Origin of the sequence: Vibrio pacinii DSM 19139, assembly GCF_000711795.1 — a bacterium.
In the GTDB taxonomy this organism is placed as follows: domain Bacteria; phylum Pseudomonadota; class Gammaproteobacteria; order Enterobacterales; family Vibrionaceae; genus Vibrio; species Vibrio pacinii.
In genome coordinates this window covers 241,192-267,683 of the sequence record NZ_KL543977.1, presented here as the reverse complement: position 1 = coordinate 267,683, position 26,492 = coordinate 241,192, and the positions used below count along the sequence as shown (strand labels likewise).

The following is a 26,492-nucleotide window of genomic DNA, read 5'->3' as shown; positions in this document are numbered from 1 at the left end:
GCTCAATGGAGCTGAGTGAGCAAGCCCGTGAAAGAAAGAAAGTCAAGACCTGTTAATCTAGATTTACAGACCATTAGCTTTCCGATCACTGCTATCGCATCAATCTTACACCGTGTTTCTGGTGTAATTACGTTCGTCGCGGTCGGAATACTACTTTGGTTGTTATCCATTTCGTTATCGTCCCCAGTGGGTTACGCGCAAGCGGTTGACCTTGTCGATGGCTTCTTCGTGAAGTTCATTTTATGGGGCATCCTAACGGCATTGGCCTACCACATTGCTGGTGGTATCCGTCACCTTCTGATGGATATGGGTCATTTTGAAGAGCTGGAATCTGGCGCAATGAGCGCTAAGGTTGCATTCGCAGCAACAGCCGTTCTGTCTCTACTGGCGGGGGTAATGGTATGGTAAAACACATTTCATCTTTTGGTCGTAATGGTGTGCATGATTATTTATTGATTCGTGCTACCGCTATCATTATGACGCTCTACACTGTCTATCTGGTTAGCTTCTGTGCTTTCACAGATATTTCTTACCTCTCTTGGACCCAGTTCTTTGGTGGCACGTTCACCAAGGTTTTCACTATGCTCGCGCTAATGTCGGTATTGATTCACGCATGGATCGGCTTATGGCAAGTACTGACTGACTATATTAAGTGCGCCAAGCTTCGTGGTGGCCTGCAGCTCGGCGTTATCGCTGTGCTATTTGGTTACTTCTTCTCTGGTCTATTTATTCTGTGGGGTGCGTAAGTGTCTATTCCAGTTCGTGAATTTGATGCCGTAGTAATCGGCGCTGGTGGTGCAGGCATGCGCGCTGCACTGCAAATCTCTGAGCAAGGCCTTTCATGTGCATTGCTTTCGAAAGTGTTCCCAACACGTTCTCACACTGTTTCTGCTCAAGGTGGTATTACGGTTGCGCTAGGTAATGCGCACGAAGATCATTGGGAGCAGCATATGTACGATACGGTCAAAGGTTCCGACTATATTGGTGACCAAGACGCGATCGAATACATGTGTAAAAACGGCCCTGAATCCGTGATTGAGTTAGAGAAAATGGGCCTTCCGTTTTCTCGTTTTGATAATGGTAGTATCTACCAACGTCCGTTTGGCGGCCAATCGAAGAATTTCGGTGGCGAGCAAGCGGCACGTACTGCAGCAGCAGCTGACCGTACTGGTCATGCTCTTCTTCACACGCTTTACCAGCAAAACATCAAGCACAAGACAACCATATTCTCTGAGTGGTATGCACTCGACATCGTTAAAAATGAAGACGATGTAGTTTTAGGTTGTACTGCGCTTTGTATGGAAACGGGCGAAGTATGCTACTTCAAATCGAAAGCAACCATCTTAGCTACTGGTGGCGCTGGCCGTATTTACGCATCGACAACTAACGCTCACATCAATACAGGTGATGGTGTTGGTATGGCGCTGCGTGCGGGCGTTCCAATGCAAGACATGGAAATGTGGCAGTTCCACCCAACGGGTATTGCTGGCGCAGGTGTTCTTGTCACGGAAGGTTGTCGTGGTGAAGGTGGTTACCTTCTTAATAAAGATGGTGAACGATTCATGGAGCGCTACGCGCCGAATGCTAAAGACTTAGCTGGCCGTGATGTGGTTGCTCGTTCAATGATGATCGAAATTCGCGAAGGTCGCGGTTGCGATGGCCCATGGGGGCCTCACATTAAACTGAAACTCGATCACCTAGGTAAAGAGACTCTAGAGTCACGTCTACCAGGTGTTTGTGAACTGTCTCGTACCTTCGCACACGTTGATCCAGTCAAAGAGCCAATTCCAGTTATTCCAACTTGTCACTACATGATGGGTGGTATTCCCACTCAAGTTTCTGGCCAGGCGATTAAGCAAACTGCAGATGGCAGCGATGTTGAAGTACAAGGCCTATTCGCATGCGGTGAGATTGCATCAGTATCGGTTCACGGCGCTAACCGCTTGGGTGGTAACTCACTGCTCGATTTAGTGGTATTTGGTCGTGCTACAGGCCTGCATCTTGGCGAAACACTGCTGAAACAAGCTGAAGCTAAGCCAGCAACTGAAGCTGATATTGAGCGTTCACTAGAGCGTTACAACCGTTGGGAAAACAGCACTGACGGTGAAGATCCTGCTCAGATTCGTAAAGACCTTCAGCAATGTATGCAGAACAACTTCTCGGTTTTCCGTGAAGGTGATGCAATGGCAAAAGGCCTAGAAGAGCTGAAAGTTATCCGTGAGCGTCTGAAAAATGCTCACCTGTCGGATAAGTCGACCGAGTTCAACACGCAACGTATTGAGTGTCTAGAACTTGAAAACTTGATGGAAACTGCTTTTGCGACGGCCGTTGCGGCGAACTACCGTACTGAGAGCCGTGGTGCTCACGCCCGTTTTGACTTCCCAGATCGTAACGATGAGCAGTGGCTATGTCACTCGGTCTACAATCCGGAAACAGAGTCAATGGCTAAGCGTGGTGTCAACATGGAACCCGTCCATCGTGAAGCATTTCCGCCAAAAGCACGTACGTACTAAGGAAAGGAGGGTAATATTATGAAACTGAATTTCTCTTTGTACCGCTACAATCCTGATGTCGACCAAAAGCCGTACATGAAGGACTACACATTAGAAGTGGAAGAAGGATCTGACATGATGCTTCTTGATGCGTTGATTCTGCTTAAAGAGCAAGATCCTAGCATCTCTTTCCGTCGTTCTTGTCGTGAAGGTGTTTGTGGTTCTGACGGTGTGAACATGAACGGTAAAAATGGTTTGGCGTGTATCACACCCCTTTCAGCGCTGAAAGGTGACAAGATTGTGATTCGCCCACTACCTGGTCTGCCTGTTGTGCGTGACCTTATCGTTGATATGACACAATTCTACGATAACTACACGAAAGTTAAGCCTTTCTTGATTGATGATGGCGCCTTGCCACCATCTCGTGAAAACTTACAATCGCCAGAAGATCGGGCTCATCTTGATGGATTGTACGAATGTATCATGTGTGCATGTTGTACAACGTCTTGTCCGTCATTCTGGTGGAATCCTGATAAATTTATCGGTCCTGCAGGTCTTTTAGCGGCTTATCGTTGGTTAATTGATAGCCGTGATACTGCCACAGACGAACGCTTGTCAAATCTTGATGATGCATTCAGCGTTTTCCGTTGCCATGGCATCATGAACTGTGTCAGTGTTTGTCCTAAGGGATTGAATCCGACCAAAGCGATTGGTCACATTAAGACCATGTTAGTCAATCGCTCGGTTTAAGTTACTCGGTATCTAAATAGAGACGGCTCTGGCGGTCATGTATCGCCGAGCCGCAACTCGACAAAGATAGAGTAAAAGAATAGTAAAATTGCCGACCTATTCTGGGTCGGCTCTTAATAGCTCGGCATAGACCGAAGCAAACGTGAAAACTACTGGTTAAGGGAAAATATGCACAACGGCGTGATGAAGGCGTGGCTCGAGTCTTCACACTTGGCTGGCGCCAATGCAACGTATGTAGAGGACCTCTACGAACTGTATCTAAGTGACCCCGATCTGGTAAGTGAGGAGTGGAAACGTGTTTTTGAGGGCTTGCCTAAGTCTTCACAAGAGGTGGTTGAACAGCCTCATTCACGTGTCCGTGACTACTTCCGACGACTCGCTAAAGAAACGAAGCATTACAATGTCCAAGTTAGTGATCCTGATGTCGACGTTAAACAGGTAAAAGTACTTCAATTAATTAACGCTTACCGCTTCCGCGGTCATGAAGCGGCGCAGCTTGACCCTCTCGGTTTATGGCAACGTCCAACGGTGGCGGAGCTAGACCCTGCATTTCACAATCTCACTCAAGACGATTTAGAAGAAACTTTCAACGTGGGTTCGTTTGCCATTGGCAAAGAAACCATGAAACTGAAAGATATTCACTCTTCATTGAACAAAATCTACTGTGGCTCTATCGGTGCTGAATACATGCACATGACAGACACTGAGCAAAAACGTTGGATTCAACAACGTTTAGAATCAGTGGTTGGCCAACCATCGTTCAGTCAAGAAGAGAAACGAGAATTCCTTGAAGAGTTGACGGCGGCAGAAGGCCTTGAGCGTTACCTAGGGGCTAAGTTCCCGGGTGCTAAGCGCTTTTCATTGGAAGGTGGTGATGCACTGATACCGATGACTAAAGAGTTGATTCGTCATGCTGGTAAGAGCGGTATGCGCGAAGTGGTTATTGGTATGGCGCACCGTGGCCGTCTCAATATGCTCGTCAACGTGCTGGGTAAAAAGCCTCAAGACTTGTTTGATGAGTTTGCAGGTAAGCACGGCGAGTCATGGGGTACTGGTGACGTAAAATATCACCAAGGTTTCTCGGCTGACTTTGCCACACCTGGTGGTGATGTTCACCTTGCTTTGGCATTTAACCCATCTCACCTTGAGATCGTTAACCCTGTTGTTATTGGTTCTGTTCGCGCCCGCCAAGATCGTCTAGGCGACCAAGATGGTGCGACCGTTCTACCTATTACCATCCATGGTGATTCAGCGATTGCTGGTCAGGGTGTGGTTGCGGAAACGTTTAATATGTCGCAGGCACGCGGTTTCCGTGTTGGTGGTACTGTCCGTATTGTGGTTAACAACCAAGTTGGCTTCACTACGTCAAACCCTAGCGACACGCGTTCAACTATGTACTGTACTGACATTGCCAAGATGGTACAGGCACCGATTTTCCACGTTAACGCTGACGACCCTGAAGCGGTTGCGTTTGTTACTCGTATCGCGCTTGATTACCGTAACGAATTTAAACGTGATGTGGTTATCGACTTAGTTTGTTACCGTCGTCATGGTCACAATGAGGCCGATGAGCCAAATGCGACTCAGCCTTTGATGTATCAGAAAATCAAAAAGCATCCAACACCACGTAAGCTATACGCTGACGTACTAATGGAGCGCGGTGATTTCGGTATTGATACTGCTACTCAGTTCGTCAACGAGTATCGCGATGCACTAGATCGCGGCGATGTAGTCGTCAAAGAGTGGCGTCCAATGGCACTGCATTCGGTCGATTGGTCACCTTATTTAGGTCACGACTGGGATGTCGATTGGGACAATGAGTTCAACCAAGAGCGTTTGATTGAATTGGGTCACCGTATCTGTCAGTACCCTGAGAGCCATAAGTTACAAAGCCGAGTCAACAAGTTATATAACGATCGTATGTCGATGTTGAGCGGTGAAAAAGCGATTGACTGGGGAATGGCTGAGACTCTCGCTTATGCAACCCTAGTTGATGACGGTAAACGTATTCGTATCTCAGGCCAAGATTCAGGTCGCGGTACTTTCTTCCACCGTCACTCTGTACTACATAATCAAAATGATGCCAGCACGTATGTTCCTTTAGCGAATGTTCATGATAAGCAAGGGCCGTTTGAAGTCTTTGATTCGGTGTTATCTGAAGAAGCCGTACTTGCGTTTGAATACGGTTACGCGACTGCTGAACCTGGTGGCTTGACGCTTTGGGAAGCACAGTTTGGTGACTTTGCCAACGGCGCGCAGGTAGTTATTGACCAATTTATTTCATCTGGTGAGCAGAAGTGGGCGCGTTTATGTGGCCTTACTATGCTTCTCCCTCATGGTTACGAAGGTCAAGGCCCTGAGCACTCATCAGCGCGTCTTGAGCGTTACCTTCAGCTGTGTGCTGAGCAAAACATGCAAGTGGTTGTTCCTTCAACACCAGCTCAGGTTTACCACATGATTCGACGTCAGGTTGTGCGACCAATGCGCCGCCCACTGATCGTTATGTCACCGAAGTCATTGCTACGTCACCCACTGTGTACCTCTTCAATTGAAGATCTTGCACAAGGAACGTTCCAAGCGGCGATTGGTGAAGTGGATAATCTTGAACCTGCGAAGGTCAAACGTGTTGTCTTCTGTTCAGGCAAAGTCTACTTCGACTTGCTAGAACAGCGTCGTAACAATGAACAAGACGATGTCGCCATTGTTCGTATTGAGCAGCTTTACCCGTTCCCAATGGATGAAGTGACCGCTGCCATCGAGCAATACACCAATGTTGAAGACTTTGTTTGGTGTCAGGAAGAGCCACAGAACCAAGGCGCTTGGTACTGTAGCCAACACAACTTCCGTGCTGCAATCCCTGCAGGTGCAGATCTTAAGTACGCTGGTCGCCCAGCATCAGCATCACCTGCCGTTGGTTACATGTCAGTACACTTGAAACAACAGAAAGCGTTGGTAGAAGACGCACTTACCGTGAATAAAAAAACTTCGAACTAAGAACTAGAAGTTAAAGGAAGAAACAGATATGACAATTGAAATTCTGGTTCCAGATTTACCTGAATCCGTCGCTGACGCTACAGTGGCAACATGGCACAAACAACCAGGTGACGTCGTTGAACGTGACGAAGTGTTGGTTGACATTGAAACTGACAAAGTTGTTCTAGAAGTTCCTGCTCCAGAAGCGGGTGTACTAGAAGCTATCCTTGAAGTAGAAGGTGCCACAGTACTTTCTAAACAGCTGCTCGCTAAACTCAAGCCTGGCGCTGTTGCTGGTGAACCAACGACAGACAAAACAGACGAGTCACAAGCATCGCCAGATAAGCGCCATAAAGCGTCGCTAACAGAAGAGAGCAATGATGCGCTCAGCCCGGCAGTACGTCGTCTTCTTGCTGAGCACGGCCTTGAAGCGAACCAAGTCAAAGGCACTGGTGTTGGTGGTCGTATCACTCGTGAAGATATTGATGCACACCTTGCCAATGCAAAAGCTGCACCGCAAGCGGCAGCAGTAGAAGCGCCAGTAGCGGCTCGCAGTCAGAAACGTGTTCCGATGACGCGTTTACGTAAGACAGTGGCTAACCGCCTACTTGAAGCAAAAAATAACACCGCCATGTTGACGACGTTTAATGAAGTTAACATGAAGCCAATCATGGATCTTCGTAAGCAGTACAAAGACCAGTTCGAAGAGCGTCACGGTACGCGTCTAGGCTTTATGTCTTTCTACGTTAAAGCGGTGACCGAAGCACTAAAACGTTTCCCAGAAGTCAATGCGTCTATTGATGGTGAGGAAATCGTTTACCACAACTATTTCGACATTAGCATGGCGGTTTCAACGCCGCGTGGTCTCGTGACTCCAGTTCTTAAAGACTGTGACACGTTAGGCTTTGCTGATATCGAAAAAGGCATTAAAGAGTTAGCGATTAAAGGCCGTGATGGCAAGCTGACGGTTGATGAGCTGATGGGCGGCAACTTCACTATTACAAACGGTGGTGTATTTGGATCGCTAATGTCAACACCAATCATTAACCCACCACAGTCAGCTATCTTGGGTATGCATAAGATTCAAGATCGCCCAATGGCAGTGGATGGCAAGGTAGAAATCCTACCTATGATGTACTTGGCACTTTCTTATGACCACCGTCTGATCGATGGTCGTGAGTCTGTCGGCTTCCTTGTAACCATTAAAGAGTTACTTGAAGATCCAGCACGTCTGCTATTAGACGTTTAATATCGCTGAAACGTCTAGTTGCCTTAGGCTGCTAGACGTTTGATAGTTTCAATGGCTAGACTAGCTCAACGGTTTGGCCTTCACCTAAATCGCTGCTGTGTCATTGAGCAAGTAGCGATTTATTTGAGAAGACCCTACAGACGTTTTGCAGAGCTCTGCTGCGTTATGGAAATAATAATCCCTTAAGGGAAAATAAACGGAATATCAAAATGAATTTGCATGAATATCAAGCCAAACAGCTGTTTGCAGAATTCGGTTTGCCTGTACCGGAAGGTTACGCGTGTGATACACCTCATGAAGCGGTTGAAGCAGCAGGTCGTATCTCAACGGAGAAGAAAGTCGTTAAATGTCAGGTTCACGCAGGTGGACGTGGTAAAGCGGGTGGCGTCGAGCTACACGATACTAAAGATGGCGTGAGAGAGTTTGCACAAAAGTGGCTAGGTAAGAACCTAGTGACTTACCAAACTGACGCAAATGGTCAGCCTGTAACTAAAATCTTAGTTGAAGAAGCATCAAACATTGCAAACGAACTGTACCTAGGTGCAGTGGTAGACCGTGCAACACGCAAGATTGTATTCATGGCATCAACCGAGGGTGGTGTTGAAATCGAAAAAGTTGCTGAAGAAACGCCAGAGTTGATTCATAAAGCAGCGATCGATCCATTGGTTGGTCCTCAAGCTTATCAAGGCCGTGAACTCGCATTTAAACTAGGTTTAGCTGGCGATCAAATTAAGCAGTTTGTTAAGATCTTCATGGGTCTTGGCACTATGTTCTCTCAGTATGACCTTGCGCTACTTGAGATTAACCCACTGGTTGTAACAGCCGAAGGCAACCTGCTTTGTCTTGATGGTAAAATCAACATCGACTCAAATGCTCTATACCGTCAACCTAAGTTACGTGAGATGCACGATCCTTCGCAAGAAGATGAGCGCGAAGCACACGCTGCTCAGTGGGAACTGAACTACGTAGCATTAGACGGAAATGTTGGTTGTATGGTTAACGGTGCTGGTCTTGCGATGGGCACTATGGACATCGTCAACCTTCATGGCGGTAAGCCAGCTAACTTCCTTGATGTTGGCGGCGGCGCAACTAAAGAGCGTGTAGCAGAAGCATTTAAGATCATCCTATCTGACGACAATGTGAAAGCGGTTCTTGTTAACATCTTCGGCGGTATTGTTCGCTGTGACATGATTGCAGAAGGCATCATCGGCGCAGTGAAAGAAGTGGGTGTTGCTGTTCCTGTTGTTGTTCGTCTAGAAGGGACTAACGCAGACCTAGGTCGCGAAGTTCTTGCTAATTCTGATGTTGATATCATTGCTGCTGAGTCATTAACTGACGCAGCTCAGAAAGTTGTTGCTGCTGCGGAGGGCAAATAATGTCTGTACTAATTAATAAAGACACCAAGGTAATCTGTCAGGGCTTCACTGGTGGTCAAGGTACGTTCCACTCAGAGCAAGCGATCGCATACGGTACGCAGATGGTGGGTGGTGTTTCTCCGGGTAAAGGCGGTCAAACGCATCTTGGTCTACCCGTTTTCAATACAGTACGTGAAGCCGTTGAAGTGACTGGCGCGACAGCAACAGTTATCTATGTACCAGCACCTTTCTGTAAAGATGCGATCTTAGAAGCGATTGACGCAGGCATCAAACTGATTGTGACCATCACTGAAGGCATTCCTACTATCGATATGATCGATGTAAAAGTGAAGCTAGAAGAAACGGGTGTTCGCATGATTGGCCCTAACTGTCCGGGTGTTATCACTCCGGATGAGTGTAAGATCGGTATCATGCCTGGTCATATCCATAAGAAAGGTAAAGTCGGTATCGTCTCTCGCTCAGGAACGCTAACGTACGAAGCTGTTAAGCAAACCACTGACGAAGGTTTCGGCCAGTCTACGTGTGTTGGTATCGGCGGTGACCCAATCCCAGGTTCAAACTTCATTGATATTTTGAAATTGTTCCAAGAAGACCCTGAAACAGAAGCGATCGTCATGATCGGTGAAATAGGTGGTACCGCAGAAGAAGAAGCGGCTGCGTTTATTAAAGAAAACGTGACTAAGCCTGTTGTTTCTTACATTGCAGGTGTAACAGCTCCTCCAGGGAAGCGTATGGGCCACGCCGGCGCTATCATTTCTGGTGGTAAAGGTACGGCGGAAGACAAATTTGCGGCACTAGAAGCGGCTGGCGTTAAAACCGTCAAATCTCTTGCTGATATCGGTAAAGGCCTACGTGAAGTCACTGGCTGGTAAGTATCGATTGAAATGAAAAAAAGCTTGGCTGATTTGCCAAGCTTTTTTTATGCATTGCTTTTATTCATCAATAGGCTAAGCATCAATCGTCACCTGCTGACTAAGCGACGGGTTCGAGGGGGCGATTTAGCGTAGTTTCTCTTCCAATACGGTCAATCGCGCGGTTAATGCTTTTACTTGTTTTTCGAGCTGAGCGATTTTATCACTGTCATTCGCTTGTTCAGGCGCCGCGATTTCTATTTTCGGTACGCGTTGGGCACTTTTCCAACTTTTAATCGTCGTGATCAAAGCAGGCATTGGCACTGATGTTGATAAGCGGGCTTTAACCAAAGCGATGCTTGGCTCTTTGCCTTCATGTTGTAATTGTTCAAGTACCTGTTTTAGCTCTTGGCTAACATCTTGGGTCAGCATATAACCTCCTTTTGCTTTGATATTGGTATTTTACTGCTCAGCGAGCCAATAGGCGAATGGTAAATTAGGCATTTGGTTGTGAGATATCTCTTACACCAAGTGTGCGAGAATAGATTCTTTTTGCGCAGAAATATCAGTAAAAACATCTTAGGTTTCTGTTTTATAAAGAAAAGTTAAATTGTTGCACACTTGTTTCGAGCGTTTTTTTTCTGCTGTATATTGTCTTCAATCGCCAAAAGCGTAAATTAATAGCTGTCGGAAGGATGCTGACACGGAACAGGAAATACCAAGGATAGGAAAACTTCAGGATGAAGATTGGTTGACGAGGAAAGTCAGTCAAGCATGGAGCGAAAGGACATTGTAAGGATACAATCACTGACAGGATGTGAGTGACTAAGGAAAGCAATGGACACCTCTAGATTGAGGAAGGACAGTATCAGGATGATACTAGGGACACCGCTCAAGGAACAAGTGATGCGCGCTAACTAGGATAGTTGGCTATCAGGATGAATAGGACACCGCTAGGACGGCGAAGTAAGGATATTGCTGAAGGATTCAGTAACTATTAAGGAAGATGCATGGAGCACCTTTTGTAGCCGGACTGCTGCGAGTAAGACTATAGCCCCGATACTCACGTGTCGGGGCTTTCTTAGATCTCACCTTGGGAAAAAAGACTCATAACATCCCAATAATTACAACCCAGATCAATACCGGTTGTTGCCCGTTGGTTTAATTTTTCGGCTTTGTTTTTCAAAACAATTTTAGCTGCTAACAAGGATGTGTCATGACTATTGTGACTCGCCGTTCGTTATTAGTACCTTATAACGAATCACTACAATCAGAATTTCTCATGCTTAACTGTTGTGGTATTAATCGTGCTCAAATGAATGGTGCCCATACCGTTTCGTCGGCAAAACAATTATTTGAGAAAACGCTCAATGACCCTAATCTTTATGCGATGGCTGTTTTAGATAGTCGTAGCCGTGACTATGTGGGGCATATTTTTATTTGTGATCTTGATAGCGAGCCTGAGTTAGGTTTTATCTTTGATAAGTTATATTGGGGAATCGGCTTTGCCAGTGAAGCCTTGCAGGCATTTTTTCCAAAAGCAGTCAGAGACTTAAATTTAACACATGTCGTTGCCACGGCTAATATAGACCATCAGCCGTCGATACGAATTCTGCAAAAATTGGGCTTTCAGTTTAAGGTCCGCAAGCAAGACGCGTTCGGTCCATATAACGAATATCGATTTACATCCGATGTGGCGGTAGATCAACCTTCGCTAGCTGAAATCCTTGCATGATGATGTTGCCTTGATAGCAATCATCGCCGAGTGATGAAAATTCAAATTGATAAACAGAATGCCAACGCCAGACTCCGTCTGGCGTTTTTAATTTGTGACCTTTTAAAGCAACGCTGATAAGTTGCAAATCCAGTTGTTTACACTGGCGGGCGGCAATCGTTTTGACTAACTCCGCTTGGCGACGTTGTTGCCAAAAGAGTAAGCACAGGCATACCAAACCGAGGATGGCGAAAAGGTCACTGATCATAGTTAGGCCTTGGCTGATTGTTGCAGGCGAATCAGCGCAGCGGCTAACTCTGGTGATGGGCTGGAGTGCAATAGCGGCAGTAATACCATCCGCAGTTCAGGTAGCATGACTAAGTCAGCAAACAATTGGTTGAATAGCGCTTGGTCACCAGTTTGAGCTAAGCGCAGCAAGAATTGCTCGGCTGTACTTGCATCGCTTAACCAATGCCAGCAACGACCAGCAATCCCGATCAGCACTTCTTGATGGCTCAGTCTCGGGCTGGCTAAAATCGCACCATAAATCGATTGTGCAATAGGTGTAGAAGCACCAGAGAGTGCGCGCGTTAATGCCGAAAGTAAGAAAAGATCAGGCTCGCCGCTGTCAATTTCGACCTGCGCCATTTGGGCGATACGTTGTGCGAGTTTGTCTGATAATTCGGTATGTTCTAGCGCACCAAGTAGGGCATAGAGAGGTTCACTAGGCAGGTGTTTTAGTGCTTTACGCAGATTAACACCATTTTGCTCTTGGCCGAGTCGGGCACAGATGTCGGTAACACCTTGTAAGCCAACGCTATGCCATTTGTCCCAGTCAAGCCCGCCAGAAAAATAGTGTTGTGCGTGCTCATAGTATTGGCTGCAGGCTAAGTTTAGCTCTGCACGAACTTGACTATGAAAGACCGCCATTTTGTCTTCAGCAGGCTTAAAAGTGTAGGGATTATTCGCGAGCTTATGTTGTTGCTCTTCAGTCATCTCTTGATTGAGTCGCGTGCCCATTGCTTCAAGTACATACTTGATAAAGTTACCGACATCGGCTTGTTTCAACAAGCCACGTTCATCAAGGTCAAATTTAAGAAACCAGATCCAAGGTTGCTGATCTTGATTCCAATAGACGATCGCTAGATGGGCTTTGCGCTGCATCGGGTAGGGGTAGGCGACTTGCCCCTGTTCGGTGTCGGCAAACATCTTCGCGTCGATTTTCTTGATTTTTCTTCCCAGATCATAGACTTGGTATTGGCAATCACTGTTGGTGAGCAATTGGGTAAGGGTATGAATGGTTTCCATTAGCGATTTGTCCTAACTTTCTTTCCTCTATAAATGGTATTCTTGAGCCCATTTTCAAGGTCAGAAACAAGATTAATGTTGAAACAGAACCAATTAATTGAATTGCTTGATCAGCTTCAAGCCGACATGCAAGCGCTTGAACTTTGGCAACAGCAGCCGCCAAGTTCGCTGGCACTGCAAAGTGAACAGCCATTTGCCGTTGATACTCTGGCACCAGAGCAGTGGCTGCAATGGGTTTTTATTGGCCGCATGCGCAACATGATTGATGCTAAGCAACCACTACCAAGTGGTTTCGCGATTGCTCCGTATTTTGAACAATGTTGGCAGCAATACCCAGATTACACACCATTGTTGGCGCGATTGGCAGTAATTGATGAGGTGTGTGCTTGATGTTAGAGATTGTTTTCCAAGATGAGTATTTTGTTGCGGTCAATAAGCCTGCAGGAATGTTAGTCCATCGCAGTTGGCTTGATAAACACGAGACTCAGTTTGTGATGCAGACATTGCGTGATCAGATTGGCCAGCATGTGTTTCCGCTTCATCGACTTGACAGACCGACCTCTGGGGTATTGATCTTTGCCCTGTCGAGTGAAGTCGCGTCGCAAGTGATGCCGATGTTTGCCAATCATGAAATGGAAAAAACCTATCATGCGATTGTACGTGGTTGGATTTTGCAACCCGGCCGACTCGATTATGCGCTCAAGGTTGAGTTAGATAAAATCGCCGATAAGCATGTCAGTCAAGAGAAAGAAGCGCAGGAAGCAGTGACGGACTACCAGCCATTGGCTCAGGTTGAAGTTGCGCACTCAACGGGTAAGTTTCCAACCACGCGCTATGGTTTAATCGAAATGAAACCACTGACTGGCCGTAAGCATCAATTGAGGCGGCATATGGCGCACCTCAGGCATCCCATTGTCGGTGATACGACTCATGGTGACGGAAAACATAACAAGCTGTTTAGAGACGTATATGACTCACATCGGCTGTTGTTGCATGCATCGCGTTTAGCCTTTGTCCATCCGTTTACTGGCCAGAACGTGTTGATCAGCGCTAGTGTCGACTCAACGTGGCAAGCACTGTGCGCTGAGTTTGATTGGCAAGTACCTCAGTAATATCGACTGAAAAAATGGATTGAAACAAAAAAGCCCTCAAAAATGAGTAATGCCAGTCAGTTAAGCGAACATCAATAAAAATAAGGGCTCCAGAAGGATTTATTATAATCATTCTGGAGCCCTTGTTGTATCTATCTTTCACTCGCTTAACGGGTACTTTGCCATATCCATTAGATATTGAATAAATAGTGAATAATTACTCAATAAAGTGACTAACTGATCGGCATTACTCAAAAATGAGGGCTTTTTTATTAGCATTTTTATTAGCATTGACACTGAGGCTACTTTTTAAGGTATTGACGAATCGCTGCTTCGATTCCTTTGGCGTCTAAACCGAGTTCTTGATGCAGTTCCTCTTGTGTACCTTGAGCAATGAACTTGTCAGGCAGCCCTAAAGTGAGGACAGGTTTAACCTGTTTTTCTTGCATCATAAATTCAATAACCCCAGCGCCCGCACCACCCGCAATAGCATTTTCTTCTAGCGTGACAATAACGTCATGCTCTGCGACAAGTTGTTTGATTAAGGCTTCATCGAGCGGCTTAACAAAACGCATGTCAGCGACCGTCGCATTGAGGGACTCTGCAGCCTCAAGCGCGTTCGCTAAGAAGGTACCAAAACTTAAAATTGCGACTTTTTCGCCTTGACGAACCAAGCGGCCTTTGCCGATTTCGAGGGCGGTAAATTCAGCTTGAATATCGGTACCCATGCCATTACCACGAGGATAACGAACGGCGCTTGGACCATTATGTATGTGACCAGTATAGAGCATTTGGCGACACTCATTTTCGTCGCTTGGCGCCATGATCATCATATTCGGAATACAGCGCATAAAGCTCAGGTCAAACGCCCCTTGGTGGGTTTGACCATCGGCACCGACCAGTCCGGCGCGATCAATGGCGAACATCACTGGCAGATTCATGATCGCCACATCGTGAATTAACTGATCGTAGCCACGCTGTAAGAAGGTCGAATAAATCGCCACAATGGGGTGGTTACCGGAGATGGCCATTCCCGCCGCCAGTGTTACCGCATGCTGCTCAGCAATCGCCACATCGAAGTATTGCTGTGGGTATTCTTTAGAAAAACGCACCATCCCAGAGCCTTCGCGCATCGCTGGCGTAATCGCCATTAACTTCGGATCTTGCGCGGCCATATCACACAAGAAGTCACCGAAGATTTTGGAGAAGCTTGGTTTGCCGCCGCTGCTTTTTGGTAGCGAATTATGGCTTGGATCGAATTTTGGCACGCCATGATAACCAATCGGATCTTTTTCGGCTGGCTCGTAGCCTTTGCCTTTCTTGGTCATGATGTGCAAAAACTGTGGGCCTTTCAACTCACGCATGTTTTTGAGCGTTTTTACCAACTCATTGACATCATGGCCATCCACAGGACCGATATAGTTAAAGCCGAGTTCTTCAAATAATGTCCCTGGAACCACCATCCCTTTTAGATGCTCTTCGGTGCGACGAACTAATTCTTTAATCGGCGGAACGCCAGAAAGTACTTTCTTGCCACCTTCACGAATAGAGGTGTATAGATTGCCTGAAAGCAATTGAGCAAGGTGGTTGTTCAGCGCGCCAACGTTCTCTGATATCGACATTTCATTGTCGTTCAAAATCACCAGCATATCAGGATGGACATCACCAGCGTGGTTCATTGCTTCAAACGCCATCCCTGCGGTTATCGCGCCATCGCCGATGACACTGACCACTTTACGATCTTGCGCTTCTTGTGCGGCACTAATCGCCATTCCAAGTGCGGCACTGATTGAGGTTGATGAATGGCCGACCGATAAGGTGTCGTATTCACTCTCGCCACGCCAAGGAAAAGGGTGCAGTCCGCCTTTTTGGCGAATGGTTGGCATTTGATCGCGACGACCAGTTAAAATTTTATGTGGGTACGCTTGGTGGCCAACATCCCACACCAACTGATCAAAGGGTGTGTTATAGACGTAGTGTAGAGCAACAGTCAGCTCAACTGTGCCCAATCCAGAGGCCAGGTGACCACTCGACTGGCTAACTGAATTGAGTAAATAGGTGCGTAACTCATCACACAGTTTCGGCAGTATCTCTCTTGGGAGACTACGCAGCTCCTCAGGGGTGTCTGCGAGAGCCAGTGTTGGGTACTTTGAAATATCAAGAGTCATATTTTTGCGCGCTTATTGTGTTAGTTCTTGCGCTCGATGACATATCGGGCGAACTCTTCGAGTAACTCTGTATTGTATGGGATTGCTTGCAATGCTTGAAGTGCTTCATTTAACAGAGTGTGAGCTTTGTTAATAGCGCCGTCTAATCCGAGTAGTGCTGGATAGGTGCTTTTATTGGCTTGTTGGTCAGAACCTTGCGGCTTGCCTAAGGTTTCGGTGTCACTAATGATGTCCAGAATGTCATCTTGAACCTGAAATGCAAGGCCAATGGCGTCAGCATACTTGTCTAGGTGAGGCATCACCTCCACCCCTTTGCTACCTGCGGCAAGGGCTCCCAAACGTATGGCGGCCTTGATCAGAGCACCCGTTTTATTGCGATGAATTTCTTTGAGTTCATCTAAGGTGACTTGTCTGTTTTCTGCTGCAAGATCGAGAGCTTGTCCCATACACATCCCATTGGCACCTGACGCTTGTGCGAGCACTTTTACCATTTTTATACGGTTAATTTCTGCTCGTGGGTTCAATGGCCCGTCAGCTAAAATAGTAAAGGCTAGAGTTTGCAGTGCATCACCAGTAAGAATCGCGGTCGCTTCATCAAACTTAATGTGGCATGTTGGTTGACCACGACGTAACTCGTCGTCGTCCATGGCTGGCAGGTCGTCATGAATCAAAGAATAAGCATGAATACACTCTACTGCACTGGCAGGAGTGTCGAGCTCTTCGAGTTCACAACCGAGCATTTGGCCAGTAATGTACACCAAGAATGGACGTGCACGTTTGCCACCGAGTAGCAAACCGTAACGCATCGCCTCGATCAGAGGCAGGTTCTGATGAGGTAGAGACTGTAACCACAGCTCTAATTGAGCATTATTTCGTTGTTGAAGTGAGGACAAGGCCTCATGCATAACAGCCATAGGTATAATTAATTAATCCGTCGTGGTATCAAAGTCGCTGAGAGCAGAGTTGTCATCATTTTGCAGTAGGATGCTGACGCGTTGCTCGGCATCATTGAGTTTAGCCTGACCTGCACGTGCGAGGGTAATACCACGCTCAAATTTCTTTAGGGCGTCGTCTAGTGCTAAATCACCATTTTCAAGGTTTTCGACAATCACATCGAGTTCTTCAATGGTTGCCTCGAAAGTCATGTTTTCTGGTTTCTTGCTCGCCATAACGGTTCTACTTTGACAAAGATGGACGAAAGTTACCTTAGCCGATAATGATGGTCAAATTTAACCGAGTAAATTTGTTAGAAAAATCGAGATAAAGCGGTCTATGGTTGTGTGTCGGTAAGTGATAACGCTAAAGTCTAGTTATGTGTTACGTGCCAAACATCTATAGTTATGTGAAAGCGGTATCAATAAAAGACTAAAGATCTGAAGATGTTGCCGATATAATTTGATAGAAGCTTATAGATAGCATGAGGAGTGCTTTGTGGATTTAGCGACGCTGCTGGGACTGATTGGCGGATTGGCTTTCGTTGTCATGGCGATGATACTTGGCGGAAGCATCATGATGTTTGTCGACGTCACGTCGATTCTTATCGTGGTTGGCGGCTCGACATTCGTGGTGCTGATGAAGTTCACAATTGGGCAATTTTTTGGCGCCGCAAAGATCGCGGGAAAAGCCTTCATGTTCAAGTCTGACGAGCCAGAGGATTTGATCGCTAAAGTTGTTGAAATGGCCGATGCCGCCCGTAAAGGGGGGTTTTTAGCGCTAGAAGAGATGGAAATCACCAACAGTTTTATGCAAAAAGGCATCGATTTGCTGGTGGATGGTCATGACGCGGACGTCGTGCGCGCTGCGCTACAAAAAGATATCGCCCTGACCGATGAGCGTCACGAGTTTGGTGGTGCAGTGTTTCGTGCGTTTGGTGACGTTGCCCCCGCAATGGGAATGATTGGTACTTTGGTCGGTCTTGTCGCCATGCTATCTAACATGGATGACCCTAAGGCTATCGGCCCGGCCATGGCGGTAGCTCTTTTGACAACCTTGTATGGTGCGATTTTGTCTAACATGGTGTTTTTTCCCATTGCTGACAAACTGTCGCTACGCCGTGAACAAGAAAAACTCAATCGTCGTTTGATTATGGATGGTGTGCTTGCTATTCAAGATGGTCAAAACCCGCGTGTCATTGACAGCTATCTGAAAAATTATCTCAATGAAGGTAAGCGCGCACTTGACGTAGATAACGAGTAGGGAAATGACAATGGAAGAAGAAAATGAGTGCAAATGTCCGCCCCCGGGTCTTCCGTTATGGATGGGGACGTTTGCTGACTTGATGTCTCTGTTGATGTGTTTCTTTGTTCTTTTGTTGTCGTTTTCTGAAATGGACGTGCTTAAGTTCAAGCAGATCGCCGGTTCGATGAAGTTTGCCTTTGGTGTACAAAATCGCCTAGAGGTCAAAGATATTCCCAAAGGCACTAGTATTATTGCCCAAGAGTTTAGACCGGGCAGACCAGAGCCGACGCCGATTGATGTCATCATGCAACAGACGATTGATATTACTCAGCAAACCTTAGAATTTCATGAAGGCGAGTCTGATCGCGCAGGGGGAACCCAACGCGACCAAGGTACGTTGAATGGGGGCCAATCGCCCGAGACATCAACCCAAAACAACCAAAATAGTGAATCGGATAATCAACAGCAGCAAGCAGCGCAGATGTCTGAAGAGCTTGAAACGCTGGTTGAAAGTATTAAGAAAGCGCTTGAGCGCGAAATTGAACAAGGTGCCATTGAGGTGGAAAATCTTGGTCAACAAATTGATATTCGTATTCGTGAAAAAGGCGCGTTCCCTGAAGGTTCAGCGTTCTTACAACCTAAGTTCCGCCCATTAGTGCGCCAGATTGCCGATTTAGTCAAAGATATTCCGGGTGTAGTCCGAGTGTCTGGGCACACCGATAATCAGCGCCTAGACTCGCAGTTATACCGCTCGAACTGGGATCTGTCCGCACAGCGCGCGGTCTCGGTGGCGCAAGAGATGGAAAAAGTACGCGGCTTTAATCACGAACGGCTACAGGTTCGGGGCATGGCGGATACGGTGCCGTTAGGCCCAAATGATACCGAAGCACAACGCTCGCGCAATCGCCGAGTTGAAATCAGCATTATGCAAGGCGAAGCGCTGCTCAGTGATGAGGTGCCGGTATTACAGCCTGAATAAAAGTCAATAAAACCAAAGACTAAGACGAGCTTTAAACGCTCGTCTTTTTTATGGTCATTGCTTCATGTATAATCTTGCGCCCTTAGCAGCAGCTTAGTGTTAAAACTAACTGCTACGCTCTCTAGAGCAGCAAAATCAGCGAAACAGTTAACTTGTGAAGTGAATTATGAAATTTATCGTCAAGCCCCATCCAGAAATTTTTGTAAAAAGTGAGTCTGTGCGTAAGCGCTTCACAAAGATTCTTGAATGTAATATCCGTAACATCATCAAGAGTCGTACAGAGTCTGTTGCTGTTTTTAACCGTCGAGACCACATTGAGGTGACATCAGAGTCTTCTCAATACCATCAAGAAGTGCTAGACGTTTTGACTCACACGTCTGGCATTCACCATGTGCTGGAAGTTCAGCAGTCTGAATTTACCGACTTGCATGATATTTTTGAGCAGGTGTTAGAGCTAAATCGTCCTCGAATCGAAGGTAAAACCTTTGTTGTTCGTGCTAAGCGCCGTGGTAAGCATGACTTTACCTCGATTGAACTTGAACGTTATGTTGGCGGTGGTATTAACCAATCGATTGAAAGCGCCAGCGTTAAACTGCGTCGCCCTGATGTCACGGTTAATCTTGAAGTGGTCAATGAAAAGCTGAACCAAGTGATCGCACGTTATAAAGGTTTGGGCGGTTTCCCTTTAGGTACTCAAGAAGATGTACTGAGCCTTATTTCTGGCGGTTTTGACTCTGGCGTTTCTAGCTACTTGCACATCAAACGTGGTTCAAAAGTACATTACTGTTTCTTTAACCTTGGTGGCCCAGCACATGAAATCGGCGTAAAGCAGGTCTCGCACTACCTTTGGAATAAATATGGTTCATCGGCCAAGGTACGTTTTATCTCGGTTGACTTTGAACCCGTTGTGGCTGAAATTTTAGAAAAAGTCGATGACGGTCAGATGGGTGTGGTACTTAAACGTATGTTTATGCGCGCCGCTGGCATGGTGGCAGATAAGTTTGGTATTCAAGCGTTAGTGACGGGTGAGGCGATTGGCCAAGTTTCAAGCCAGACACTGACCAACTTGCGTCATATCGATGGTGTCACCGATGCATTAATCTTGCGTCCACTGATTAACTGGGACAAGGAAGACATCATTAATCTTGCGCGTGATATCGGTACTGAAGATTTTGCGAAAACCATGCCTGAGTATTGTGGTGTCATTTCTAAAAAGCCAACGGTCAAAGCAGTAAAAGCGAAACTAGAAGCGGAAGAAGCCAAATTCGACTTTGCTCTGCTTGAGCAAGTGGTCAATGATGCGCGCGTGATGGATATTCGCGATATTGCCAAAGAGACAGAGCAAGCGGCGCCAGAGGTGGAGCAAGTTCAAGCGGTGGAACAAGATGCCATCGTGCTCGATATTCGCAGCGCTGAAGAGCAAGACGATAACCCACTAGTGATTGATGATGTCGAAGTGAAACACTTGCCTTTCTTCAAACTTGGCACTCAGTTTGGTGACCTAGACCAGTCTAAAATGTACCTGCTCTACTGTGATCGTGGGGTTATGAGTCGTCTGCAGGCGCTATATTTGCAAGAACAAGGTTTTAGTAACGTCAAAGTTTACCGCCCTTAAAACAAGACGTTAATCTGATTAGAAAGCGCAAATCGTTGATTCGATTTGTGCTTTTTTTTTGCAAAAACTAGGTGAGGTTATTGGATTTAGCGATCGGCAATAAGTGGCATTATTACCTTAGCGACATAAAAAAACACCGCCATAGAGGCGGTGCTAAAAAAATTGACAGACAGGTCAAAATAAATACAGGAAGTATATGTTTCGTTTCTGCTTGAAACAAAACTGGTAGAAACCTACCGAACTCGAAATACGAGTTTGCAAACACAACATCGCAAAGAGTAGTCAATTGATTCCCAAAGGAATCAAGCCGTTCTGACTTCTCTTTGCGGGGTGAAATATAGAATTTCTCTGGTCGTCAGGCAATGGACATTTTATAATGTTTCAGATAAAAAAAACTAATCCAATATATAGAAGGCCACCATGTCCAGAAGATTGCCTCCATTAAACTCTTTAAAAGTGTTTGAAGCTGCGGCGCGCCATTTGAGCTTTACTCGCGCAGCAGAGGAACTGTTTGTGACGCAAGCTGCGGTCAGTCATCAGATAAAAGCGCTAGAAGAATTTCTCGGCTTAAAGCTATTTCGTCGCCGAAATCGCTCCTTGTTATTAACCGAAGAGGGTCAAAGCTACTTTCTCGATATCAAGGATATTTTTTCATCACTAGCAGAAGCTACTGATAAAGTTCTAGAGCGTAGTGAAAAAGGGGCGCTAACGATAAGTTTGCCACCTAGTTTTGCTATCCAGTGGTTAGTGCCGCGGCTGGCGGACTTTAATCAGCAAGAGCCTGATATTGATGTGCGCATCAAGGCGGTCGATATGGATGAGGGATCATTAACCGATGATGTTGATGTGGCGATTTATTATGGGCGAGGCAATTGGCCGGGACTGCGCGCCGATAAGTTATACCAAGAATTTTTAATCCCACTTTGTTCACCTTCATTACTTTTAGGTAACAAACCATTAGAAACTCTAAGTGATTTGAAACAACATACCCTGCTGCACGACACCTCACGTAAAGACTGGAAACAGTTTGCCAAACAGACCGGAATCGAGGGGTTAAATGTCAATCATGGACCAATCTTCAGTCACTCAACCATGGTACTGCAGGCTGCAGCGCATGGTCAGGGTGTGGCGCTCGGCAACAATGTATTGGCTCAGCCAGAGTTAGAGGCGGGACGATTGATTGCACCGTTTGATGAAGTGCTGCTATCCAAGAATGCTTTTTACGTCGTGTGTCATGAGAAGCAAGCGGATATGGGACGCATTGCCACTTTCCGTGATTGGATGCTTGCTAAAGCGCAAAGCGAACAAGAGGATCTGCTTGATGAGTAGTTATCTGATAGAAGGTCAAGCAGGTAATCCGGTGTTTGTCTTTGCCCATGGCGCTGGAGCGGGTATGGATCACGCTTTTATGCAGGCGGTGGCAACCGGTTTAGTCGACAAGGGCATTCAAGTGGTGCGTTTTAATTTTCCGTATATGGTCAAACGTGCTGAAGATGGCAAAAAGCGCCCACCAGACAGAGCGCCAAAACTGCTTGAGGCGTTCCAAGCGGTGATTCAGGATGTCGCTCAAGGGCAACCTGTGGTTATTGGTGGTAAATCGATGGGTGGACGCATGGCGAGCTTACTTGCTGACGACTCCTTGGTTGCTGGTGTGGCCTGTCTCGGTTTTCCCTTCCATCCGCCCGGTAAGCCGGAGAACTACAAAGGTGCTCATCTTGCTAAACTGAGCAAACCTTGCCTTATTTTGCAAGGTGAGCGAGATACGTTTGGTAAGCGCGAAGAATTTAGCGAGTTTGCCCTAGCGGAAAGTGTGACTACGACGTTTATTCCCGATGGTGATCACAGCTTTAAGCCGCGTAAAGTCTCAGGTCATACTGAATTTGGCAACATCGCGCTGGCAGTCGATGCATTGGCGGCGTTTATTTTTGAGGTTTATTGCGATGCAAAGTAGGCAATTACTCGCGATTGGCGGACTATTGAGTGGGCTAGGCGTTGCTCTTGGGGCCCTTGGTGCTCATGGATTAAAAACGCTGTTGTCACCCTATCTTATCGAGGTGTTTAACACTGGTGTGTTGTATCAATTAATTCATGCGCTGGCGATTTTACTTTGTGGGCTGTTGCTCCAGCTAAAATTATCGTCTAAGTCACAAAAATATTTCGCCCTTGCGGCAATTTGCTTTATCATCGGCGTCTTTTGTTTTAGCGGCAGTCTCTACGCACTCGCGTTGACCAGCATTAAGTGGTTTGGGCCAATTACGCCATTAGGTGGTTTGAGCTTTATGGTGGGTTGGGGACTGTTTGTCTACGCAGCATTGCAAATTAAAGAGGTGAAACAGTGAAACAGTTAATGCTCTACTGCCGCAGTGGCTTTGAGAAAGAGTGTGCCGGTGAAATTCAAGATCGTGCCACTCAGCTAGAAGTATTTGGTTTCCCTCGCCTTAAAAAGAACAGTGGTTTTGTTATCTTTGAGTGCTATCAAGAGGGCGATGCGCAAAAACTGGTCAAAGAGATCGATTTTAAATCGTTAATTTTTGCCCGCCAAATGTTTGCCGTTGCGGTGGAAATTGATGATCTACCTCGTGAAGATCGTATTTCTCCTATCTTGCAGCAGCTCGCCGATATTGACGGTTTACCGCGTTGTGGCGATCTTCGCATTGAAACCCCAGATACTAACGAAGCGAAAGAGCTGCTTAAGTTCTGTCGTAAGTTCACGGTACCTATGCGTCAGGCGCTTCGCGGTAAAGAGATTTTGTTTGCCAAAGATAGCCCGAAAAAGCCGGTTCTGCACTTGTGCTTTGTCGAGCCAGGACATTGCTATATAGGTTACTCGCTGACGACAAATAACTCACAGTTCTTCATGGGCATTCCGCGTCTTAAATTTCCGTCTGATGCGCCGAGTCGTTCGACGTTAAAGCTAGAAGAGGCTTTCCATGTCTTTATTCCTCGTGAAGAGTGGGATGAACGTTTAGCGCCGGGGATGTGGGGCGTTGACTTAGGTGCTTGTCCTGGTGGTTGGACTTATCAACTGGTGAAGCGTTCGATGTTTGTACACTCGGTCGATAACGGCATGATGGCCGACAGTTTGATGGAAACGGGTCAGGTTAAACACCATCAAGAAGATGGTTTTAAGTTTGAACCTGCACGTAAGAACATCACTTGGCTGATATGTGACATGATTGAAAAGCCGTCACGCGTGGCTCAGTTGATGGGTGAATGGATCATTAGTGGTTGGGCAAAAGAAGCGATCTTTAACCTGAAATTGCCGATGAAAGGGCGCTATGACGAAGTGCTAGAAGATATTGATAACCTGAAAATCTTCCTTAAGGAAAACGGGGTTAAGTTTAAGCTACAAGCTAAACACCTTTATCACGACCGTGAGGAAATTACTGTACACATTCAATGTCTGTCTAACATATCGCCGCACTAAACCGGTAAATGTTGCGCTCTTGGAGACAAGAGCGCTGCTACTACACATTGTACAATCTTAAGCGCTGCCTTGCTCAAAGCACGCGATCACAACTGGCAACGCTGCAAACCTTCTTGTTACTCATTTGGCCCATTAAAGCGTAAATCTTGCAAATTAAAGCCGAGCTCTATGTCGGTCTTTAAGGCGGCTATTTGCTTACATCGCCGAGCCGACTCGATGTGTTGATCAAGTTTTTTTCGATATTTAGCGGCTAATTCATCACTCGCGTATGCCTGCTCAATATCATTAAACTGAGTTAATATTTCTTTGGCCGCTTTAGGCCCAATTCCCGCCACGCCAGGTACTTGACTCGAGCTAATGCCAGTGAGTCCCCAGTAATCAGCCAATTGATACGGTTTAACGCCAAACTCTTTGGCAATAAAGGGTTCATCTAGCCAACGATGCTGGAAGTAGTCACGGATCTGCAAAGTTGGTGACAATAACTGACAATAACCTTTGTCGGTTGAGATAATAGTGACTTTCTCATGATGCTCTGCCACCTTGATGGCCAGTGTCGCGACTAAATCATCAGCCTCATCACCTTCAGAAAGCAGCGAGTCAATCCCCATTTTCCACCAGGCGTCTTGTATCGCTTCAAGGCCATTAAGCAGTGGCTCCGGCATAGGTTTACGGTTTTGTTTGTATTCAGGCAAGATTTCCGCTCGCCAGCCGCGCTCTTGCAGGTGATGATCGAAGACGGCGATGATATGCGTCGGTTGCGCCTCATTAAGAATTCGTTGCAAGGTGCGCGAAGTCGTGGTGATCGTTCTGGCTATATCGGTCGGGTCGGGTTGTGCTGAGTGAACTCGGCGAATCAGATTTAAAGCGTCAATAATGACCAAGTGAATAGACATAGCAAGCAAAAAAATAAGGGCATCAAGCCCTTATTGTATCGGATGAGTGATAGATTACCACTAGTTGCTGGTTTTGATTCTATAGCAAGGGTCGTATGCCGTGCCGCCGGGCAGCTTCATTCTATCTTGAGCAACAAAATCTTTGAGCAATTTGTCCATCTTAGCCATTAAGCGAGGATCGCCATCTAATTGATATGGACCATGCTGTTCGATCTCTAGAATACCCTCTGATTTTACGTTACCTGCAACAATACCTGAGAAAGCGCGTCGCAGCGCTGCGGCTAACGCTTCCGGTGGTTGATCGAGATGCAAGTCAAGGCTCGCCATATTGGCGTGGGTCGGTTCAAATGGCATCTGGAATTCAGGTTCAATATTGAGCGACCAACTAAAGCTGTAGGCATCGCCATGGTCTTTGCGGTGTTGGCGTACATCGACCATACCTTGCTTCATAATTTGCGCTACTTTGGCAGGATCATCGATAACAATTTGATAGTGTTTTTGCGCTTCACTGCCTAGTGTCTCACCAATGAACTGGTCAATCGAAAAGAAATACTCTTCACTTTCCTTTGGTCCGGTGAGAACAATTCTGAGTGGCTGTTCGGCATTCTCTGGGTGCATCATAATGCCGAGAATGTAGAGCAGCTCTTCGGCTGTACCTGCACCGCCAGGGAAGATGACAATACCGTGCGCCATGCGAACAAACGCTTCGAGTCGCTTCTCAATATCAGGCATGATCACCAGTTCATTGACGATAGGGTTGGGCGGCTCAGCAGCAATGATGGAGGGTTCGGTTAAGCCAAGATAACGCTGATCATAGTAGCGCTGCTTAGCGTGCCCAATCGCGGCCCCTTTCATTGGCCCTTCCATTGCACCAGGTCCACAGCCAGTACAGATGTTCATTTCACGTAACCCAAGCTCATTGCCGACTTCACGGGTATATTGGTATTCGGTGGCGTTAATGGAGTGACCGCCCCAACAGACAACAAGATTTGGCTCAATCCTTGGCGTCAGGGCACCGGCATTGCGCAATATACCAAACACCAAGTTAGTGATATGGCTTGGGTTAGTTAAGTTAAGGCGCTGATTGTCGGCCAGGTGCATATTGACGTAGACAATGTCACGCAGGACCGAAAAGAGATGTTCTTGGATCCCTTTGATGATCTCTCCGTCGACAAAAGCGTGATCAGGGGCATTGATGAGTTCTAATTTGATGCCACGTTCACGGCGCATCACATTGACATCAAAATCTTGATACTTGTCTAATAGTTCTTTGGAGTTGTCAGTATGCGCACCAGAGTTGAGCACCGCGAGAGTACAGTTGCGGTAGAGTTGATACAGATCACTGGTAGCGGTTTTCTTAAGACGCTCAACTTCAAGTTGAGAAAGTAAGTCCATACTACCCGCTGGACTGATATGAGTAATCATGGG

The 26,492-nt window shown here is 46.5% G+C and carries 26 protein-coding genes; 18 read left to right on the top strand and 8 right to left on the bottom strand.

All coding sequences use genetic code 11. The annotated features are described in order from the left end of the window. Positions 1-15: 15 nt before the first annotated feature. The 8 genes from sdhC (at position 16) to sucD (ending at position 9,712) form a co-directional block, all read left to right on the top strand. On the top strand, positions 16-408 hold the full coding sequence (gene sdhC / locus BS19_RS17810) for a succinate dehydrogenase cytochrome b556 subunit (protein WP_038177174.1): 393 nt from the start codon (positions 16-18) through the stop codon (positions 406-408). Beyond that, positions 402-746, top strand: a complete 345-nt coding sequence (gene sdhD, locus BS19_RS17805) for a succinate dehydrogenase, hydrophobic membrane anchor protein (RefSeq protein ID WP_038177173.1) — start codon at positions 402-404, stop codon at positions 744-746. The genes sdhC and sdhD overlap by 7 nt, the downstream gene beginning before the upstream one ends. Continuing rightward, the gene (gene sdhA / locus BS19_RS17800) at positions 747-2,513 is read left to right on the top strand and encodes a succinate dehydrogenase flavoprotein subunit (protein ID WP_038177172.1); all 1,767 of its coding nucleotides are present in this window, start codon (positions 747-749) and stop codon (positions 2,511-2,513) included. An 18-nt stretch (positions 2,514-2,531) separates the two neighbouring features. After that, the gene (locus BS19_RS17795) at positions 2,532-3,242 is read left to right on the top strand and encodes a succinate dehydrogenase iron-sulfur subunit (RefSeq protein ID WP_038177171.1); all 711 of its coding nucleotides are present in this window, start codon (positions 2,532-2,534) and stop codon (positions 3,240-3,242) included. Between the two features lie 168 nt (positions 3,243-3,410). Beyond that, positions 3,411-6,236, top strand: coding sequence for a 2-oxoglutarate dehydrogenase E1 component (gene sucA, locus BS19_RS17790; protein ID WP_038177170.1), 2,826 nt, complete (start codon positions 3,411-3,413; stop codon positions 6,234-6,236). Positions 6,237-6,264: 28 nt separating this feature from the next. Next, entirely contained in the window at positions 6,265-7,464 is a 1,200-nt protein-coding gene (odhB, locus tag BS19_RS17785; RefSeq protein ID WP_038177169.1) for a 2-oxoglutarate dehydrogenase complex dihydrolipoyllysine-residue succinyltransferase, read from the top strand. 209 nt (positions 7,465-7,673) lie between these two features. Then, positions 7,674-8,840, top strand: a complete 1,167-nt coding sequence (gene sucC / locus BS19_RS17780) for an ADP-forming succinate--CoA ligase subunit beta (RefSeq protein WP_038177167.1) — start codon at positions 7,674-7,676, stop codon at positions 8,838-8,840. Continuing rightward, positions 8,840-9,712: a succinate--CoA ligase subunit alpha gene (gene sucD / locus BS19_RS17775; protein WP_038177165.1), complete on the top strand. Its 873-nt coding sequence runs from the start codon at positions 8,840-8,842 to the stop codon at positions 9,710-9,712. Before sucC ends, sucD begins: the two co-directional genes overlap by 1 nt. Before the next feature lie 126 nt (positions 9,713-9,838). Here sucD and BS19_RS17770 read toward each other — a convergent pair whose 3' ends face one another. Next, positions 9,839-10,123 carry a hypothetical protein gene (locus BS19_RS17770; RefSeq protein WP_038177164.1) on the bottom strand — a complete coding sequence of 95 codons (285 nt, stop codon included), beginning with the start codon at positions 10,121-10,123 and terminating at the stop codon, positions 9,839-9,841. Positions 10,124-10,907: 784 nt separating this feature from the next. Between BS19_RS17770 and BS19_RS17765 the strand changes: the two genes are divergently transcribed. Next, a complete protein-coding gene (locus tag BS19_RS17765; RefSeq protein WP_038177163.1) occupies positions 10,908-11,426 on the top strand; it encodes a GNAT family N-acetyltransferase in 519 nt (172 codons plus the stop codon). Here the strand turns inward: BS19_RS17765 and BS19_RS17760 are convergent. Both BS19_RS17760 and BS19_RS17755 read right to left on the bottom strand, forming a co-directional pair. Further along, on the bottom strand, positions 11,374-11,673 hold the full coding sequence (locus BS19_RS17760) for a DUF3301 domain-containing protein (protein WP_038177162.1): 300 nt from the start codon (positions 11,671-11,673) through the stop codon (positions 11,374-11,376). The two genes, BS19_RS17765 and BS19_RS17760, sit on opposite strands and share 53 nt — an antisense overlap. A 2-nt stretch (positions 11,674-11,675) precedes the next feature. Beyond that, the gene (locus tag BS19_RS17755) at positions 11,676-12,713 is read right to left on the bottom strand and encodes a DUF3549 family protein (protein WP_038177161.1); all 1,038 of its coding nucleotides are present in this window, start codon (positions 12,711-12,713) and stop codon (positions 11,676-11,678) included. Between the two features lie 75 nt (positions 12,714-12,788). Here BS19_RS17755 and BS19_RS17750 point away from each other — a divergent pair, with 75 nt between their 5' ends. Continuing rightward, a complete protein-coding gene (locus BS19_RS17750; RefSeq protein WP_038177160.1) occupies positions 12,789-13,103 on the top strand; it encodes a YqcC family protein in 315 nt (104 codons plus the stop codon). Next, positions 13,103-13,825: a tRNA pseudouridine(65) synthase TruC gene (truC, locus tag BS19_RS17745; RefSeq protein WP_038177159.1), complete on the top strand. Its 723-nt coding sequence runs from the start codon at positions 13,103-13,105 to the stop codon at positions 13,823-13,825. The genes BS19_RS17750 and truC overlap by 1 nt, the downstream gene beginning before the upstream one ends. A 281-nt stretch (positions 13,826-14,106) precedes the next feature. On the opposite strand, the gene dxs is transcribed toward truC, so the two are convergent. From dxs to xseB, 3 genes are read right to left on the bottom strand one after another with little or no spacing between them, the layout of a single operon-like run. Then, complete coding sequence (gene dxs / locus BS19_RS17740) at positions 14,107-15,972, bottom strand: 1-deoxy-D-xylulose-5-phosphate synthase (protein WP_038177158.1); 1,866 nt, start codon at positions 15,970-15,972, stop codon at positions 14,107-14,109. 20 nt (positions 15,973-15,992) lie between these two features. Next, positions 15,993-16,877 carry a (2E,6E)-farnesyl diphosphate synthase gene (gene ispA, locus BS19_RS17735; RefSeq protein WP_038177258.1) on the bottom strand — a complete coding sequence of 295 codons (885 nt, stop codon included), beginning with the start codon at positions 16,875-16,877 and terminating at the stop codon, positions 15,993-15,995. 21 nt (positions 16,878-16,898) lie between these two features. Continuing rightward, on the bottom strand, positions 16,899-17,141 hold the full coding sequence (gene xseB, locus BS19_RS17730; RefSeq protein WP_038177157.1) for an exodeoxyribonuclease VII small subunit: 243 nt from the start codon (positions 17,139-17,141) through the stop codon (positions 16,899-16,901). 262 nt (positions 17,142-17,403) lie between these two features. On the opposite strand from xseB, the gene pomA reads away from it, so the two are divergent. From pomA to rlmM, 7 genes are all read left to right on the top strand, one after another. Next, entirely contained in the window at positions 17,404-18,168 is a 765-nt protein-coding gene (gene pomA, locus BS19_RS17725) for a flagellar motor protein PomA (protein WP_038177156.1), read from the top strand. Between the two features lie 10 nt (positions 18,169-18,178). Further along, the gene (locus BS19_RS17720; RefSeq protein ID WP_038177155.1) at positions 18,179-19,129 is read left to right on the top strand and encodes a flagellar motor protein MotB; all 951 of its coding nucleotides are present in this window, start codon (positions 18,179-18,181) and stop codon (positions 19,127-19,129) included. A gap of 166 nt (positions 19,130-19,295) precedes the next feature. Further along, positions 19,296-20,744, top strand: coding sequence for a tRNA uracil 4-sulfurtransferase ThiI (gene thiI / locus BS19_RS17715; protein ID WP_038177153.1), 1,449 nt, complete (start codon positions 19,296-19,298; stop codon positions 20,742-20,744). Between the two features lie 420 nt (positions 20,745-21,164). Beyond that, positions 21,165-22,073, top strand: a complete 909-nt coding sequence (locus BS19_RS17710) for a transcriptional regulator GcvA (RefSeq protein WP_038177152.1) — start codon at positions 21,165-21,167, stop codon at positions 22,071-22,073. Next, positions 22,066-22,695 carry an alpha/beta fold hydrolase gene (locus BS19_RS17705; protein ID WP_038177150.1) on the top strand — a complete coding sequence of 210 codons (630 nt, stop codon included), beginning with the start codon at positions 22,066-22,068 and terminating at the stop codon, positions 22,693-22,695. The genes BS19_RS17710 and BS19_RS17705 overlap by 8 nt, the downstream gene beginning before the upstream one ends. Then, entirely contained in the window at positions 22,685-23,083 is a 399-nt protein-coding gene (locus tag BS19_RS17700; RefSeq protein WP_038177149.1) for a DUF423 domain-containing protein, read from the top strand. The genes BS19_RS17705 and BS19_RS17700 overlap by 11 nt, the downstream gene beginning before the upstream one ends. After that, positions 23,080-24,171: a 23S rRNA (cytidine(2498)-2'-O)-methyltransferase RlmM gene (gene rlmM / locus BS19_RS17695; protein WP_038177148.1), complete on the top strand. Its 1,092-nt coding sequence runs from the start codon at positions 23,080-23,082 to the stop codon at positions 24,169-24,171. Before BS19_RS17700 ends, rlmM begins: the two co-directional genes overlap by 4 nt. Before the next feature lie 116 nt (positions 24,172-24,287). Here the strand turns inward: rlmM and xni are convergent, their stop codons facing one another. Then, entirely contained in the window at positions 24,288-25,064 is a 777-nt protein-coding gene (gene xni / locus BS19_RS17690; protein WP_038177146.1) for a flap endonuclease Xni, read from the bottom strand. A gap of 60 nt (positions 25,065-25,124) precedes the next feature. Next, positions 25,125-26,489: a nucleotide 5'-monophosphate nucleosidase PpnN gene (gene ppnN, locus BS19_RS17685; RefSeq protein WP_038177145.1), complete on the bottom strand. Its 1,365-nt coding sequence runs from the start codon at positions 26,487-26,489 to the stop codon at positions 25,125-25,127. Between the last annotated feature and the right edge of the window lie 3 nt (positions 26,490-26,492).

Coding starts and splice junctions, on each gene's coding strand:
- sdhD (WP_038177173.1), top strand. CDS start 402: ATGGTAAAACACATTTCATCTTTTGGTCGTAATGGTGTGCATGATTAT.
- BS19_RS17795 (WP_038177171.1), top strand. CDS start 2,532: ATGAAACTGAATTTCTCTTTGTACCGCTACAATCCTGATGTCGACCAA.
- sucA (WP_038177170.1), top strand. CDS start 3,411: ATGCACAACGGCGTGATGAAGGCGTGGCTCGAGTCTTCACACTTGGCT.
- odhB (WP_038177169.1), top strand. CDS start 6,265: ATGACAATTGAAATTCTGGTTCCAGATTTACCTGAATCCGTCGCTGAC.
- sucC (WP_038177167.1), top strand. CDS start 7,674: ATGAATTTGCATGAATATCAAGCCAAACAGCTGTTTGCAGAATTCGGT.
- sucD (WP_038177165.1), top strand. CDS start 8,840: ATGTCTGTACTAATTAATAAAGACACCAAGGTAATCTGTCAGGGCTTC.
- BS19_RS17770 (WP_038177164.1), bottom strand. CDS start 10,123: ATGCTGACCCAAGATGTTAGCCAAGAGCTAAAACAGGTACTTGAACAA.
- BS19_RS17765 (WP_038177163.1), top strand. CDS start 10,908: ATGACTATTGTGACTCGCCGTTCGTTATTAGTACCTTATAACGAATCA.
- BS19_RS17760 (WP_038177162.1), bottom strand. CDS start 11,673: ATGATCAGTGACCTTTTCGCCATCCTCGGTTTGGTATGCCTGTGCTTA.
- BS19_RS17755 (WP_038177161.1), bottom strand. CDS start 12,713: ATGGAAACCATTCATACCCTTACCCAATTGCTCACCAACAGTGATTGC.
- BS19_RS17750 (WP_038177160.1), top strand. CDS start 12,789: ATGTTGAAACAGAACCAATTAATTGAATTGCTTGATCAGCTTCAAGCC.
- truC (WP_038177159.1), top strand. CDS start 13,103: ATGTTAGAGATTGTTTTCCAAGATGAGTATTTTGTTGCGGTCAATAAG.
- dxs (WP_038177158.1), bottom strand. CDS start 15,972: ATGACTCTTGATATTTCAAAGTACCCAACACTGGCTCTCGCAGACACC.
- ispA (WP_038177258.1), bottom strand. CDS start 16,877: ATGCATGAGGCCTTGTCCTCACTTCAACAACGAAATAATGCTCAATTA.
- xseB (WP_038177157.1), bottom strand. CDS start 17,141: ATGGCGAGCAAGAAACCAGAAAACATGACTTTCGAGGCAACCATTGAA.
- BS19_RS17720 (WP_038177155.1), top strand. CDS start 18,179: ATGGAAGAAGAAAATGAGTGCAAATGTCCGCCCCCGGGTCTTCCGTTA.
- thiI (WP_038177153.1), top strand. CDS start 19,296: ATGAAATTTATCGTCAAGCCCCATCCAGAAATTTTTGTAAAAAGTGAG.
- BS19_RS17710 (WP_038177152.1), top strand. CDS start 21,165: ATGTCCAGAAGATTGCCTCCATTAAACTCTTTAAAAGTGTTTGAAGCT.
- BS19_RS17705 (WP_038177150.1), top strand. CDS start 22,066: ATGAGTAGTTATCTGATAGAAGGTCAAGCAGGTAATCCGGTGTTTGTC.
- BS19_RS17700 (WP_038177149.1), top strand. CDS start 22,685: ATGCAAAGTAGGCAATTACTCGCGATTGGCGGACTATTGAGTGGGCTA.
- xni (WP_038177146.1), bottom strand. CDS start 25,064: ATGTCTATTCACTTGGTCATTATTGACGCTTTAAATCTGATTCGCCGA.
- ppnN (WP_038177145.1), bottom strand. CDS start 26,489: ATGATTACTCATATCAGTCCAGCGGGTAGTATGGACTTACTTTCTCAA.